The sequence below is a fragment of the Halomonas organivorans genome (assembly GCF_014192055.1).
GTDB classification, from domain to species: domain Bacteria; phylum Pseudomonadota; class Gammaproteobacteria; order Pseudomonadales; family Halomonadaceae; genus Halomonas; species Halomonas organivorans.
Genome location: NZ_JACHXM010000052.1, coordinates 1 through 15,884, shown reverse-complemented (window position 1 = coordinate 15,884; position 15,884 = coordinate 1). Strand labels below are relative to the sequence as shown.

Annotated in this window: 10 protein-coding genes and 1 pseudogene; 2 read left to right on the top strand and 9 right to left on the bottom strand. The window is 62.8% G+C overall.

Going from position 1 to position 15,884, the window contains the following annotated elements:
* From FHR96_RS21775 to FHR96_RS21750, 6 genes and pseudogenes are all read right to left on the bottom strand, one after another.
* Positions 1-559 (bottom strand): annotated as a pseudogene (locus FHR96_RS21775) (AraD1 family protein); the annotation flags it as partial.
* Positions 560-567: 8 nt separating this feature from the next.
* Entirely contained in the window at positions 568-1,740 is a 1,173-nt protein-coding gene (locus tag FHR96_RS21770; protein ID WP_183389814.1) for an L-rhamnonate dehydratase, read from the bottom strand.
* A 26-nt stretch (positions 1,741-1,766) separates the two neighbouring features.
* On the bottom strand, positions 1,767-2,801 hold the full coding sequence (locus FHR96_RS21765; RefSeq protein ID WP_183389813.1) for a 4-hydroxythreonine-4-phosphate dehydrogenase PdxA: 1,035 nt from the start codon (positions 2,799-2,801) through the stop codon (positions 1,767-1,769).
* A gap of 14 nt (positions 2,802-2,815) precedes the next feature.
* Positions 2,816-4,096 (bottom strand): TRAP transporter large permease, encoded by a 1,281-nt coding sequence (locus tag FHR96_RS21760; RefSeq protein ID WP_183389812.1) that lies wholly within the window; start codon positions 4,094-4,096, stop codon positions 2,816-2,818.
* On the bottom strand, positions 4,093-4,647 hold the full coding sequence (locus tag FHR96_RS21755) for a TRAP transporter small permease (RefSeq protein ID WP_183389811.1): 555 nt from the start codon (positions 4,645-4,647) through the stop codon (positions 4,093-4,095). Before FHR96_RS21755 ends, FHR96_RS21760 begins: the two co-directional genes overlap by 4 nt.
* Before the next feature lie 69 nt (positions 4,648-4,716).
* Entirely contained in the window at positions 4,717-5,691 is a 975-nt protein-coding gene (locus FHR96_RS21750; protein WP_183389810.1) for a TRAP transporter substrate-binding protein, read from the bottom strand.
* 254 nt (positions 5,692-5,945) lie between these two features.
* Here FHR96_RS21750 and FHR96_RS21745 point away from each other — a divergent pair, with 254 nt between their 5' ends.
* The gene (locus FHR96_RS21745) at positions 5,946-6,680 is read left to right on the top strand and encodes a FadR/GntR family transcriptional regulator (RefSeq protein ID WP_183389809.1); all 735 of its coding nucleotides are present in this window, start codon (positions 5,946-5,948) and stop codon (positions 6,678-6,680) included.
* A 1,051-nt stretch (positions 6,681-7,731) separates the two neighbouring features.
* Here FHR96_RS21745 and FHR96_RS21740 read toward each other — a convergent pair.
* Positions 7,732-8,481: a response regulator transcription factor gene (locus FHR96_RS21740; RefSeq protein WP_183389808.1), complete on the bottom strand. Its 750-nt coding sequence runs from the start codon at positions 8,479-8,481 to the stop codon at positions 7,732-7,734.
* A gap of 400 nt (positions 8,482-8,881) precedes the next feature.
* Here FHR96_RS21740 and FHR96_RS21735 point away from each other — a divergent pair, with 400 nt between their 5' ends.
* Positions 8,882-9,625 carry an EAL domain-containing protein gene (locus FHR96_RS21735; RefSeq protein WP_183389807.1) on the top strand — a complete coding sequence of 248 codons (744 nt, stop codon included), beginning with the start codon at positions 8,882-8,884 and terminating at the stop codon, positions 9,623-9,625.
* A gap of 139 nt (positions 9,626-9,764) precedes the next feature.
* Here FHR96_RS21735 and FHR96_RS21730 read toward each other — a convergent pair whose 3' ends face one another.
* Together FHR96_RS21730 and FHR96_RS21725 are read right to left on the bottom strand one after the other, a co-directional pair.
* On the bottom strand, positions 9,765-10,562 hold the full coding sequence (locus FHR96_RS21730; RefSeq protein WP_183389806.1) for an OmpA family protein: 798 nt from the start codon (positions 10,560-10,562) through the stop codon (positions 9,765-9,767).
* A 17-nt stretch (positions 10,563-10,579) separates the two neighbouring features.
* Positions 10,580-15,884 (bottom strand): YadA-like family protein (locus tag FHR96_RS21725; protein WP_183389805.1); only part of this gene is annotated, 5,305 nt, incomplete at its 5' end.

The window sequence follows — 15,884 nt, the reverse complement described above, 5'->3', positions numbered from 1 at the left end:
TGGCGTAGCCGACGCGCCAGGGCCGGCCGTCGTCGCCGATCACGTAGAGCCCGGCGAGCTCCGGCTCCTCGCCGGCGTCCTCGGCGAAGGCCGGCACCGGCATCGGCGCCTCGGGGGCCACCACGCAGTCGCCGTCGCCCTTGTAGAACCACTCCGGCTGGGCGCCGGCCGCGCCGGCGGTGGGCTTGCCGCCCTCCACGCCGAGCTTGAACATGCGCATGGAGTCGGTCAGCTCGGACTCGTCGGCCTGGGCATGCATGGAGGCGCGGGTGTCGGCGCTGCCCAGGTGGGTCAGGCCGGTGCCGGTCACCAGGCAGTGAGCCGGGTCGTCGTGGGTCAGCGGCGGCAGCAGACGGCGCTCGTCGATCAGCTGTTGATAGTCGATCAGGTCATCGTCGAGCCGCACGTCGATCACCGCCGACAAGGACTGCCGGCTGGCGATGGCCAGCCGCGCCAGGGCGTAAGTGCCGCCGGCGAGGCGAATCGGCCTCACCGCGTCGTCGCTCTCCACCAGGGCCGCTCGCGGCTGCCCTTCCTCGAGATACTGGATCAGTCGCATGGCCGGCCTCACTCGGTGATATGGAACTGGTCGAAGTAACGCTCGTTGAGCGTGAGGCCGAGGCCCGGGGTCTCGTCGTCCAGGTCGAGGAAGCCGTCGACCGGCTCAGGGTCGCCCTCGAACAGGTAGTAGAACAGCTCGTTGCCGATCTCGACGTCGTGGACCGGGAAGAATTCGGCCATCGGCGAGGCCAGGGTCGCCATGGTCAGGTGATAGTTGTGCATCTGGCCGGCGTGGGGGATCACCGGCACGCTGAACGACTCGGCGATGGCGTTGATCTTGCGCGCCGCGGTGATGCCGCCGACCCGGTTGGTGTCGTACTGCACCACCGAGACGGCACGCTTCTCGAGCAGTTGGCGGAAGCCGTAGTGGGTGAACTCGTGCTCGCCGCCGGAAATGGGGATGCTGGTCAGCCGGTTGAGCTCGGCATAGCCGTCGATGTCGTCGGCCAGCACCGGCTCCTCCAGCCAGCGCGGCTGGAAACGCTCCAGCTTCGGCAGCATGCGCTTGGTGTACTCCAGGTTCCAGCCCATGTAGCACTCGAGCATCAGGTCGACGTCCTCGCCGATCACCTCACGCACCGCGGCGACGCTGTCCAGATTGGCGCGCATGCCGGTGGGGCCATCCTTGGGGCCATAGCCGAAGCGCATCTTCATCGCCGTGAAGCCCTGGTCGAGGTAGGACTGGGCCTCCTCCTGCATCGACTTCAGGTCGGTGCGATAGAGCTTGGAGGCATAGCAGGGAATCTTCTCCTTGGTGCGCCCGCCGAGCAGCTTGAACACCGGCTGGCCGACGGCCTTGCCCATGATGTCCCAGATGGCGATGTCGACGCCGGAGATCGCCGCCATGCCAATGCCCTTGCGCCCCCAGGCATGGGTGGAACGGTACATGCGCTGCCACAGGTACTCATAGTCGAACGGATCCTGGCCGATCACCAGCGGCGCCAGGTACTGGTCGATGATCGCCTTGGCGATGCGCGGCGCCAGGGCCACGTTGCCGAGCCCCACCAGGCCGGTATCGGTCTCGATCTCGACGGTGGTCCAGCCGTGGAAGCGGAAGGTGCCCATGGAATCGCCCTTGTCCCACAGCTCGTCCATGGCATTGGAGCAGAAGTGGGCGGTGGGGGGGACGGTGTGCCCCTTCCATTCGAAGACGCGGGTGCGGACGTTGCTGATCTTCATGTGCGGTGTTCCTTGTACGGGGAGGTTCAGGCGTGGGTGGCGGCGTCGGCGAGACGCTGGCGGCGCAGATTGGCGCCCATTCGGCAGGCGATCTCGAAGGCGTTGCGAGTCGGCCCCACGTCGGCCTTGCCCAACCCGGCGATGTCGAAGGCGGTGCCATGGGCCGGCGTGGCGATGGGAATCGGCAGGCCGCCCTGGACGGTGACGCCCTGCTTGAAGCCCAGCAGCTTGATCGCGATCTGCCCCTGGTCGTGATACATGGTGACGATGGCGTCGTACTCGCCGTCACGGGCCTTGAGGAAGATGGTGTCGGCAGGAAAAGGTCCCTCGATGGGGTAGCCCTGGGCCCGGCACGCTTCGACGGCAGGCGCAATGACGTCGATCTCCTCGCGACCGCAGGTGCCGCCCTCGCCGCCATGGGGGTTGAACGCCGCCACGGCGATCCGCGGGGCATCGAAGCCGGCCAGCGTCAGGGAGTCATGGATCAGCCGGCTGGCGGCGACGATGCGCTCCTTGGTGACGTACCGGGCGGCGTCCTTGAGCGGAATATGCGAAGAGATCCGCGAGGTCCACAGGCTGCCCAGGGTGTTGAACTCGCAGAAGTACCCCTCCACACCCAGCCGCTCGGCGAAGAAGTGCAGCTCATCCTCGTGCTGCAGGCCGCCCTTCTTCATCGACAGCTTGTTGAGCGGCGCAAAGCAGATGGCATCCACCTCGCCGGCCTGGGCGGCCGCCAGGCAACGATCGAGGATCGCCAGCACCGAGGCGCCGCCGGCGGCGGTCTCCTCGGCATAGCCGACCTCGCCCTCGGCGACGCTGTCGACCGGCAGGAAGACCGGCCCGGCATGATCGCGGGCGGCGGCGAAGCCCGAGACCTCGGGTAACGGATGAGAGAGGCCGGCGACGCGTTGCCCCTCCTGCCACAGCCAGCGATCACCCACCAGCACGCTATGCACGTCGGCGAACAGGGAGGACTCGGCGAACAGCCTGGCGATCAGCTCCGGGCCGATGCCGGCCGGGTCGCCCAGGGTGACGGCGATGACGGGACGTGTGCTTGTCATGAACGGACTCCGGTTCAGTAGAAGAGATTAACGAGCGTCATGGGAATGGCCGGCACGTAGGTGACCAGCATCAGCACGATGAAAAGCACCAGGATCATCGGCAGGTTGACGCGGGTGGTGTTCCAGATATCGGTCTTGGCAATGGAGCAGGACGTCGCGAGCACCGAGGCGACCGGCGGCGTCTGCTGGCCGATGGCCAGGTTGAGGGTCAGGATCAGGCCGAAGTGGATCGGGTCGATGCCGATCTGCTGGACCAGCGGCATGACGATGGGCACCACCAGGATGATGGCGGCGGCGCCGTGCAGGAACATGCCGAGCAGCAGCAGCAACACGTTGAGCAGCGCCAGTACCAGCACCGGATCCTGAGTGATGGCCGTGATCTGCTGGGCCAGCTGCTGAGGCAGCTGCATCTCGGTGAGGAACAGCCCCAGTACCGCCGAGGTCGCCACCAGCAGCATCACCACGGCGGTCTGGACCACGCCTTCGATCACCGCACGATAGAGGATCTTGAGGTTCAGCTCGCGATAGACCAGTCCGCCGATCAGCAGGGCGGCGAGCACGGCGATGCCGGCGCCCTCGGTGGCGGTGACGAAGCCGCCGAAGATGCCGCCGAGGATGATCACCGGCAGCAGCAGGGCCCAGAAGGCCTCGCGGAACGCCTTGCCCAGGGTGGCCAGCGAGAAGGCCGCTTCGCGGGGCAGGTCGTACTTCACTGCGTAGTAGTAGCAGGCACCGGCCAGCCCCAGGGCACCGAGCAGCCCCGGCACGATACCCGCCACGAACAGCTTGACGATGGAGGTGTCGGCGATGGCGCCGTAGAGGATCATCGACAGCGACGGCGGGATGATGATCGCCAGCGACGCCGAAGAGGAGGTGATGGCGGCGGTGAAGTCGGGATGGTACTTGCGGCGCTTCATCTCTGGGATCAGCACCGAGCCGGTGGCGGCCACGTCGGCCACCGCCGAGCCAGAGATCTCGGCAAAGAACAGCGACACGCCGACGTTGACCATCGCCAGTCCACCGCGCACGAAACCGACCATGGCGGTCACCAGGTTGATCAGGCGCAAGGAGATGCCGGAGGTGTTCATCAGCGCCCCGGCGAAGATGAACAGCGGGATCGCGATCAGCGGAAACTTGGTGGCGCCGTTGAACAGCGTCAGCGGCAGGTTGACCAGTGCGTCGGCCCCCATGTTGAAGTAGACGCCTACGACACCGACCACGCCGATGGCCACGGCAATGGGGACGTTGATCAGCACCAAGGCGAACAGGGCGGCAATGATGATCAGCAGAATCATGCGCGGTGCTCCTTGAGGTCGTCCTCGGCCTGACGGATGGCGGCCTCGATCTCTTCTTCCTCGCTGTTCACGCCGCTGCGCATCTTGCGCCAGGCCATGGGCAGGCTAAGCAGTTCGCAGAGGATGAACAGCGCGGCGCTGATGGGAATCACCGATTGGGTGACATTGAGGTGGACGGCGGGCAGCGCTACCAGGGTGTCCCAGGCCAGCACATCGAGAACCCGATAGCCGTAGAAGCCTACGACCAGGAAGAAGCCGATCACGATGACTTCAGAGACCAGAAACAGAGTGGTACGCACCGGAGGCGGCGCCTTGGAAACCAGCCCGGGGAAGCCCATGTGGGCTCGCTTGAGGGCCGCCAGGTTGGCACCGTAGAAGCTCAGCCAGGCCAGTCCCACCGATGCGACCTCGTCGTACCAGGGGATCGAGCTACCCACCGTACGAAAGACCACGGCACCCAGCACGATGGCGGTCAGGGCCAGCAACAGGGCCACGGTGAACGCTTCCAGCAGACGCTCCAGACCGAGTCGGCAACGATCCAGCAAGAGCATGGGTGGACTCTCCTCAGTGTGGGATGGGAAGGGCGCCCGCTGGGCGCCCGATGTCATCGGCATGGCGACTTACTCCTCGGCCAGCGCCATGGCCCGGTCGATCAGTGCCTGACCGCCATCGACTCGGTCGGCATAGGCCTGGTAGACAGGGGCGCTGGCCTCGACGAAGGCATCGCGATCGACCCGATTGATCTCCATGCCGGCCTCGCGCATGGTGCCGATCAGGTTGCCGTCGAGTTCCGCGCCCTTGGCCAGGGCCCAATCCTGTGTCTCGGCCGCGACTTCGGTGATGGCGGCGCGTACATCCTCGGGCAGCTTCTCCCAGTTACCCTGGCCGGCGGTCAGCCAGATCGGCGAGTAGACGTGGTTGGAAAGCGACAGGTAGTCCTGCACTTCCTGGAACTTGGCGCCGTTGATATTGCTGAGCGGGTTCTCCTGTCCATCGACCACGCCGGTCTGCAGCGCCACGAATACCTCCGAGAAGGCCATCGGCGTGGGGTTTGCGCCCCAGGTGTCGAACATCATGGTCCGCCACTCGCTCTGGGGCGTGCGCAGCTTCAACCCATCCAGATCCTCGGGCGTCTCGATCGGATGCTCGTTGTTGGTGATGTGCCGGAAGCCGTTTTCCCAGGTAGAAACGATATGCAGCCCCTTGGATTCGGCGCTGTCGGCCAGGTCCTGCATGATGATGTTCTGATCGATACGCTTGAGATGGTTGCGATCCTTGACCAGGAACGGCATGTCAAAGAGGGCGAACTTGGCGTCGATCGAAGACATGATCGAAGAGATGGCGGCCAGGTCGACGGTGCCCAGACGCAGCTTCTGCACCAGCTGCTGCTCGTTGCCGAGCTGGGCGCTGTCATAGAGTTCTACCTGATGCTCGTCGCCGAGTCGTTCCTGGAGGCGACGCGTGAACTCCTGGGCGGTCTGCCCCTGGAGACTCTGCGGCGTCCCCCCGATAGCGAAGACGATCTCGTCGGCCTGCACCTGAGACGAGGCGAGCGCGAGGCCGAGTGCGGAAAGACCGAGTAGCTTCTTGTACATGACGACTCCTGTGAGCTTGCGGTTTGTCGTTGGCATTATTCGAACCACCTGGTTTGCTGGTACGTCCAGCAGACCAGATAACGCTCTAGAAGTTAGACAGCCCCCGCTGACCGGTCAAGCGTGCATCATGCCGGCTATGACCAAAGTCGCAGGCAGGGTATGCGACCAACGCACAATCCGGATCATGGCGCCAGGATCGTATAAATTGGTATATACTCCATACCAGTTGTATGGCTGCTGATGAGGATGGACCCATGACGCTACGGGCCTTTGCCGACGAACAGGCACTGAAAAGCCGGACCAAGAAGGAAATCCTGGCCGACAAGCTAACCGACATGGTGCTGACAGGACTGCTGAGAGATGGGGACGAGCTGCCCAGCGAGCGGGAACTGGCTCAGCTGTTCGGGGTGAGCAGGGAAACCGTGAGAGGGGCGCTGGCCCAGTTGACGGCACATGGCCTGGCCAAAGTTTCTCACGGCAGCAAGTCGCGCATCTGTGCCAACGAGGCGGTCATCGAACGTTTCCAGCATCATCCCGGCCATCGACAGGAAGCCGACGTCAATCGCCACGACGTGGACAGTGTCTTCGAGAGCCGTCTTGTGATCGAGGCAGCGATCGCCCGGCGTGCCGCCCGCTACATCGACGACGACGGCCTGAAAGAGCTTGATCGGCTACTGGAAGCCCAAAGCCAACTGTTCGACTCCCCGGTGCATTTCCAGCTCTCGGACCAGAACTTCCACAAGCTGATCTCGGAATATGCCCACAACGACATCCTGCTGCGCTACTCGGAAGAGCTGTACGCCTATGGGTTGAACATTCGCCGCCAGGTGATGGTGGAGACAGGCTCGATCGAGCAGAGCTTTCGGGAGCACGGCCGGATCGTCGAGGCGCTGCGCGCCGGCGACCCGGATGCCGCGGAACGCGCCATGCTGTCACACCTCGACAGCGTCTACCGCACGACCCGCGAGAAGTTGGATGTCATCGGCTGAGCCTTCACAGATCACCGAAGCGACCCCGCTCAGCGTCAGAGCGACCAACACCGAGCGCTCGGCGCAGGCCAAGGCAAGGGAGAGGGGGAAGATAGCCCGAGTCCGGCCCGATTGACGCCCCCTCGAACGGCCACCTGCAAGCATTCGGCAAGGACGCCGACTCATGAAGGCCTGGCCTCACAAGACGTTACCCTGACGGGCACCAATGACCGTCTACGCCGAATACAGAAGAAAACGTCCCTCCCCTAACTCACGTCGACAACAATGCATCCAACACTGGGGATTGCCACATTTAACACTGGTTCACAATTCCCACATTAACACGACTGCACTTTATAAATTATCATTGTATATGTCATGAGTCCTACCCCCCTTGGACCATGACTCCCTGCTTTAGCCTGGCACACGCCAGGCTTTTTTTATCCAGGACACGCAGAAATACCTCTCCAGCACCTCATCTTCAGGAGGAAGGTCTTGCATCACAAATCAACAGAAACTCGAACCTCAAGGAACCTAAAACTTCTCTCACTACCAAGCTGTAATCCAGAAAAGCCAAGCGGCTGTTCAACCAGGCCTTATTTCACATCACCACCCCGGCCTAACAAACATTCCTTGACTTCAGCTTCAAAAAACGACCGCTCATAGAGAAACCCTGCTCAACACCTCACTTCCACTCTTGACGCTGGCAACACAAGAAAAAGGCTTGCAACACTGAAACGAAGAAAGCACTCTCCCCATAAAACATCAATAAACCTTATAAAGAAGTACAGACCCACCAAATCGACCAATGGCAGAATACCGAGCCCCGACCCTGCCCGGCATCGACAACACGGATGTCACGTGTAAAGAAGGTTCTCCTTCCTCCAAAACCTTACGGCTAGCAAACAAGGAGCCAACGGTTCAGCTGCTCAGAGCGAGCGACCGCCGTTTATCGGGAAGAGAGCTCGACACAATACGAAATGCCCCGAGAAGCCCCGGCACAACCGATCTTTGTCATTTTCGAACTCTTGCATGCGAGAACCTGATCACTCATCAAGGCACTCGCCCTGCATCAGGACGACACTTCTTCTTCAGTGCGTTGAAGACGATATCCGTAACGATACACAGATGAAAGATTCCATCCATTTTCCTTATTGAAACCAAGCTTTCTTCTGAGCCGATAAATATGCACATCCAACGTCCTGGTCATCGGACTGTCTTCCTGCCCCCACACCATTTCATAAAGATAAGAACGACTCAAGGGATGGTTCAAGTTACGCAACAAGAGTAAAGCCAGGCGATACTCCTGATTGGTCAGCTTGACGAACTCCCCCTCGACAGATATGGACTCATCCTTCGGGTATATAGTGAGATTACCCTGATGAAATGGCTCATGGCGATGCTTGTCGCTCACATGAAAGCGCCTTAGCGTCGTCAGCACTCGCGCAACAAGCTCCCCTCCACGGTATGGCTTGCTGACGAAGTCTTCCGCGCCCGCCATCAAGGCCTCGACGACATCTTTTTCCGCATCCCGGCTGGTCACCATTATCACGGGAGGGGGGAACTGGAAATACTCACGCACCCAGTTCAGGACCTCGATACCTGTAATATCCGGCAGCATCCAGTCGAGCAGCACAAGATCATAGGTGTTGCGCTTGGCACCACGCATGAAGTCCCTGGCATTTCGGTAGCTGTCGATTTGCCACCCTCGTTCGCTTCCCCCAGCGACCCGGTGCTTTTGACTCTGCTCAGACGCCACAAGCAGCAAGCTGGACAGCTGTTGGAGACACACAGGATCGTCCTCGAGGATAGCAATGAACATCGGGGTGAAGCTCCTAATGTGAGAATCCCGCTATCATGGGGGCATTTATATCCATAATTCAACCCGGGTGTGCCACTCCGGCGAGAGTCGGGGGCACTTGTGCAGCCCTCAGGCACACTTTCCCGGAGCCCGCGATACGAATCGCTTCCCCGAATGAGCATTCTGCGTCCCGACGACCGCCTGCACCTCGGTGCTCGTCGGCCTCAGTAAAACCCGATCCTCGCAAGATAATATGCTGGTCCTGGACTCGCGCATGCCGTTGCCGCCTGATCCGGCTCTCCTGCGCTGCCCATCGGTACGTCACAGTTGTTCATGCCTGGTGGCTTGAGGTCATCCTCCATCACAGATAAAGAAGGAGTATGCTCTTTTATTCCCTCGACAGGCCTGCGAAGGATATCGGATGTCCTCGACGCCCCATCTCTTTTACCAGCCTAGAGTGCGACTCCTCGGAAGGGCATTTCAACTCATCGGGTATGAAGGCCTGTTTCGCTCCGTCACTCTATCCGGCGAGGCCCTGCCCCCCGCACGTCTACCCACGATGCAGCGCGCGCAGCTGGCGTCATGCGAACATTTCATGTGGTCGCTGGATACCGCAACACGGTTCATGCGGGAACTGGGCAATCCTGCTTCGTTGACGATCAGCCTCAACTTGCCCGGACACCTGCTCGAACACCGCGCATTTTACGAATGCATGCTGAACTGGATTCTCGATGATGAAGACCGCGCTCGTGGCATTGAAATCGAGATTCTGGAGAGTTCGGTCATACACGACTTGAGTCGAGTGGCCGAACGGCTCGGCCGGCTCAGACGCGCGGGTATCCGGTTCTCACTGGATGACTTCGCGAGTGGCTATGCAGGACTCTCCTACCTAAGAACACTTCCTATCGATATCGTCAAGATCAACCCCGCGCTCGTCATGTCTGCCACTGTCGAGAAGGCCGATCGGAGATTCCTGGAAGGCGTACTGGTCTTGCTCAATGGGTTAGGCAAGAAGATCGTGCTCGAAGGTATCGAATCGGCAGCCTCATTGGCGCTGATCCGGAACTTTGACATTCACGGCCTGCAAGGATATTACTTCGGAAGACCCATGCCCGCCCATCAGGCCATTCGCTATCCGCACACCCAGACGCTAACGGTCTCCTGATGCATCGGGGCCGACGATCATGTGGCCGGCACGCGCACTCTCTCGACGCCCGGTCTCTTGCGTCACTGCCTTTCCCCAAGGGGCGATGTTGACACGCCATAACGCAGCCCCGGCACTCGCGGGGCCGCGCCACGGGCGATCAAAGCGTCGACCGTTCCGTCACCTCCACCTCGACTCGACGATTCGGTCTCAAGCAGGCCTTGACCTGTGGCGTGACGCGGGAAGCCGGACAGTCGACGACGGGATGCCCTTCCCCGAGCCCCATGCTACGCACCGCACCGGGAGAGACACTCTGGTTGATCAACGCTCGGCGTACTGCAGCGGCCCGCTGCTCGGAAAGCGTCAGGTTATAGGCCTCGCTACCGATTCGATCGGTGTATCCGATCACCACGATGTCCGGAGAGGCGAAGGTCTCGCGTATCCGCTCGGCTAACGCGGCGACCTCCTGCTGCCCCTCATGGGTCAACCCACTGCTGTCGAAGTCGAACAGCGTATCTGCCGCCAGCGTCATGCGTTGCGGCTCAGACGATGCCTCAAGCGATGGAGGCTCGAGCAATGCTGCGCACTCTCCATCCCGCCAATGCAGCCCCTCGGCCAGCATGTCGTCATCGAATCCCACCTGGTACTGGCAAACGCGATAAGAGCCACCCCCCTGGGGCAGGTGGAAGATATAGTTCCACTCGTGAACACCGATCAACCCCTCAGAAAAGTGTGGGCTTCCCAGCAGGCCGCGGACCTGGTCCTTGGAGATGCCCACCCGCATCTTGCGCAAGTTCTCGAGATTGACGTAGGTGCCACCCTCGACCCAGGCATCGCCGGGGTCCGGGAAGGCATTGCCTTCCCGTGCGTTCTCCGTTGCGCACCCCTGCAGGCCGAGCACCGTCAAGCCGGCAATGCCGAGGGCTCGAACCATGTTGCGTCGAATACTGTTATGCATGTTCGATATCCCTTTGCTTACCAGTGGAAACCAGCACCGACACCGGCACCGAAGTTGCCCTGCGAGTCCCCGGTGAAGTTGAGCTTGACCGCCCAGCGACCGTTGTCGGAGAGGCGCGAGGCCCCCACCGAGACCGCCGATTCACCGTTATAGGTACCCGCACCGGCAGAAATCATGCTCTTGCCTGGCAGATACGCCTGGGGCACGGAAGCCGCCGCAATAGCACTCGCCGTGCCGGCGTTGGCTTGATCATGGACTTCCTCGATGCGACTCCCGAGCCCGCCGATCTGCTGCTGGAACTGCTGGTTCAACGCCTGCAGCTGCCCCACGTTGGCGGCATCCGTCGGCGCTTCACCCGCTGCCACGTTGTGAATCTGCGTTGGCGTGCCTTCCTGGCCCAGCGTGACCGAGCCATAGTCCAGGCTGCCGTCCTCGTTGCGGTCGTAGTTCACCGCGCCGGCCTGGACCGATTCCAACTGGCGAACGTTGACCGCATCCGTGGCTTCGGTGCCGCCGGCCACATTCGTGATCTGGCGTTCACCGCCTTCGCTACCGACAGAGACCGCGCCCTGAGTCGATGCCACGGACTCGCCCGAGAAGGCTTCCTGTGCACCATCCATGCCCTCGCGGGTCGCCTGCGAACCGGCCCCCAAGGCCACGCTGCCTTCGCTTTCGGCCACAGCGCCATCACCGGCCGCTACGCTGTGGTCACCTTGAGCCACGCTTTCCGGCCCCATGGCGACGCTCTCCGCCCCTTCCGCCTGGGCCGCGGCCGCCTCGGAGTTGGCCTTGAAGTACTTGCTGCCCCCCTCGTTGAGGTCAGTGAGTTGCTCCTGCACTTCCCACAGCTGGCTACCGTTGACGGCGTCACTGCTGTCCTCGGAGACGTTACCGTCCGCCACGTTGGTGATGGTGGTACCGCCATCACCCGCCAGGGTGATCGAGCTGTAGTCGACCGTTCCCCCTGAGCTGTCGTACTTCACGGCACGGTCATCCAACTCTGCGAGATCATTGCCGATGTTGGTGATATCACCCTCGACATTGGTGACCCGATCATCCAGTTGAGTGACATCGCCTTCGACCGTGGTCACGCGGCCGTCGAGGTTGGTGATATCCCCCTCGACGTTGGTCACGCGATCCTCGACACCTCCTACCGCCTGGTTGGTGGCATACAACTGGCTGCCATTGATGGCATCCGTGCTGTCTGCCGTCACACGTCCCGCAGCCACATGGGTGATGGTACGTTCGGCGCCCGCAGAGCCGACGCTGAAGGTGCCAATCGGCGAGATACCGGCAAAGACATAGGTCTGACCACCGATCGTGATATTGGCCGTGCCAACCGCCGCCTCGGTGGTCGCGCCCGCGCCAATCGCCACGCTATTCACCTCACTGGCCATGGCGCCGGCACCCATGGCAATACTGCCCTCCGCCGTGGCTACAGCATCCACCCCGGCTGCGATGGCATTATTGCCGGTAGCACCGTCGTTATCGTAGTTGCCGCCCTGAGTCCCGCCATCGTTGACGCTGTAGTAGTGCGACTGCCCCGCCTCGAGCGCCTGCTGGGCCTCCCACAGCTGACTGCCATTGACCACATCGGTGCTGGTCTCATTGACATCACCATCGGCCACACCGGAGATCTTGCCGCTGTCGTCCTCGTTGATCGTCACGTCGCCGAACTTCGGCGCATCGGCCATCTGCAGCACCAGCTCGCCGGTCGCCGGATCGGTCACCGTCTTCAGGTTGGTACCGCTGTAGGTGCCGGCCGCCGTGGCGTCACCGGTGATCGCCAGGGTCTGCCCCAGGTCGCGGTGGACATCGCCGCCTTCGTTGCCCGAGAAGTTCAGGCCCTGGGCCACCACGTCGTCGCCGGCATCGTCGACGTACTGCTTGTTGACGATGCTGGTATCACCGGTGATCGGGCCGTCGTAGTGCGCCTCGTTGTTGACCACCTCGAAGTTGTCGCCCAGATAGGTGTCGCCATTGACGGTGGTATCGCCCTCGACGGTCAGGCTGTCGCCGATGGTCACGTTGTCGGCCAGGTCGAAGGTCACTTCCTGGCGACCATCGTTGAGCGCCTGCCCGATCGTCAGATTACCGTCCGCATTACGCAGGTTGACCTCTCCTCCCGGCGCCACGTTGCTGGCCGTATCGTCCTGGGCACTGAGGTCCCAACCCTGGTTGGCCACGTCGCTGACATCGTCGAGCTGCGCTACGTTCACCGCGTCGGTGTCGTCGATGCCCGCCGTCACGCCGGTGATCCTGCCACTGTCGCCCTCGTTGATGGTCACGGCGCCGAACTCGGGCGAGTCGCTCATCTGCAGCGCCAGCTCGCCGGTCGTCGGATCGGTCACCGTCTTCAGGTTGGTACCGCTGTAGGTGCCGGCCGCCGTGGCGTCACCGGTGATCGCCAGGGTCTGCCCCAGGTCGCGGTGGACATCGCCGCCTTCGTTGCCCGAGAAGTTCAGGCCCTGGGCCACCACGTCGTCGCCGGCATCGTCGACGTACTGCTTGTTGACGATGCTGGTATCACCGGTGATCGGGCCGTCGTAGTGCGCCTCGTTGTTGACCACCTCGAAGTTGTCGCCCAGATAGGTGTCGCCATTGACGGTGGTATCGCCCTCGACGGTCAGGCTATCGCCGATGGTCACGTTGTCGGCCAGGTCGAAGGTCACTTCCTCGCGCCCGTTCGCGGTCGCCCTGCTGATCGACAGGTTATTATCCTCGTTACGCAGGTTGACCTCGCCACTCGGCGCCACGTTGATGGCCGCCGCGTCTTCGGTGCTGAGGTTCCAGCCGGCACTGGCCGTTGCGTCAATTGCCTTGAGCTGCGAGACGTTCACCGCATCGGTATCCTCGCTGCCCGCCGCGACACCGGTGATCTGACGCTCGCCCGGCTCCGTCAGTTGGGTGCCGCTCTCGTCGAAGACCGCGACCTGGCCGATGGCCAGTTCACCCTTGGAGGTCTGCGGCGCCACCAGGCCGTACGCCACATAGTCGTCCTGCGGTCCTCTGACCGTCTGGGAAGCGCCACCCAGGGCGATGCTCTGCTCATGCATCGCCGTGGAACGTGCACCGATCGCCATGCTCCCGAAGGCCTGGGCATCGGCATTCGAGCCGAGCGCCGAGGAGCCCTGCCCGGACGCGATGCTGTAATTGCCGATGGCCGTGCTGCGCAGCCCGCTGGCCTCGGCCTCTGTCCCCACCGACAGGGCATCTTCCGCCGAGGCCAGGGCTTCAAGCCCGATCGCCGCAGCGCGCAGCCCCGATGCCGTCGCGACCTGGCCGACCGCCATGGCGCCGTCGCCCGACGCGACGGAGGTATTGCCGGCCGCGAAGGCACCGTAACCGGAAGCGTCCGAGTTATTGCCCAGCGCCATGGCGTGCTGCGAGGTGGCCGAGGCCTGGGTCCCCAACGCCAGGGTATCGAGCGCCCCGCTGGTAGCGTTGTTGCCCACCGCGAAGGCCCCGTCGCCGCTCACCATGTTGTCGTTGCCCAGAGCCACGGCACCGTCGCCAGTGGCCTGGTTGTTGACCCCCATGGTGATGGCACCATTGCCTGTCGCGGTGTTGGTGTCACCGATCGACAGGGCACCGTCGCCTTCGGAGGTGTTGTTGTTGCCCACGGCCACTGCCCCGGTGCCTTCGGCATAGTTGTCCTTGCCCAGGGCCAGGGCACCATCGCCGATGGCGGTGCTCGGGTCACCGATCGCCACCGCGCCATCGCCCGTGGCGGTGTTGCCGTAGCCGATGGAGACCGCCTGGCCCCCGTTGGCGGTGGCATCGCGTCCGATGGCCACGGACCCGCCCGACTCGGCGCTGGCATACTGGCCGATGGCCACGCTGTCCACGCCGGTGGCGCTGGTACTGAAGCCCAGTGCCAGGGCACGCTCGGCGCTCCCCCCGGTAAAGGTCGCCACCCCGGCCGCCAGGGAATCCACGCCCTCGGCACCATCGTTGGCGTAGTTGTCCCGCTGGATGCCGCCATCGTTGACACTGTAGTAATGGGTCTCTAGCCCATCGACATACTGCTTGTTGACGACGCTGGTATCACCGGTGATCGGGCCGTCGTAGTGCGCCTCGTTGTTGACCACCTCGAAGTTGTCGCCCAGATAGGTGTCGCCGTTGACTGTGGTGTCACCCTCTACGGTCAGGCTGTCGCCGATGGTCACGTTGTCGGCCAGGTCGAAGGTCACATCGTCGCTGCCGGCCGTCTTGCTGATCACGAGGTTGCCATCGCTGTTGTTCAGGTCGACGCTATCCCCCGGCGCCACGTTGGTCGCGGTGGTGGCATCACCCTGGGCACTCAGGTCCCAGCCGGTGTTGGCCACGTCGCTGACGTCATTGAGCTGCGCGACGTTCACTGCGTCGGTGTCGTCGGTGCCCGCCGTCACGCCGGTGATCTTGCCACTGTCACCCTCGTTGAGGGTCACGTTGCCGAACTGCGGTGCATCGGCCAGCTGAATTTCGATGCCGCCGTCCTGGGTCGCCACGGTCCGGATGTTATCCGAGGAGTAGCCGCCCACCGTTTGTTCACCGCCGATGATCGGCATCTCTTCGTTCAGATGACGTGTCACGTAGCCGTCGGTGGTACCACTGTTGTCGTTGCCCGAGAAGCGCAGACCGTCGTCTTCCAGGGTCGCCACGGAGTGGCTGTCGCCGTTGCCGTCTTCATAGCTCAGACGCGTCACGTCGGAGTCATCCGCCACCACATCGCCCGGCTCGATGGTCGGACGCATGGTCAGCTCGGGGCTAACGCCGTCGGCACCCGCCGGCCCGGTCAGGCCGATGGAGCCATCGGCACCGTTGATGCCTACGCCGGCCACGCCGTCGGCGCCATCGACGCCGATGTAACCGTCTTCGCCAGGCGCACCGTCAGCCCCCGGGCCACCGACGCTCAGGTCGCTGGACAGGCCCAACAGCAGTTCGCCGTTGGCGTCGTCAGCCGTGGTGGTGATGTCACCGTTCGGATCATAGACCTTGATGGTCTCGCCCAGGTCTTGCTTAACCTCCGTGTCACCGGCATCGGCCAAGCCAAAGCCACCACCTGCGCTGGCATCACCCTGGTTATCGACGTACTCCTTGTTGACCAGGCTCTTGTCGCCGGTCGAGTCATCGATCGTGACGTCGTAGTTCGTGGTGCCGTCCTGATTGATCGTGAAGTGGTCGCCCAGTTGGGTATCGCCCTCTACGGTCAGACTGTCACCGATGGTCACGTTGTCGGCCAGATCGAAGGTCACCGTCTCCTGGGCACCTTCGGTGGCGTTCTTCGCGATCACCAGATTGCCGTCGGTATTGGACAGATCGACGGTGTCGCCCGGGGCG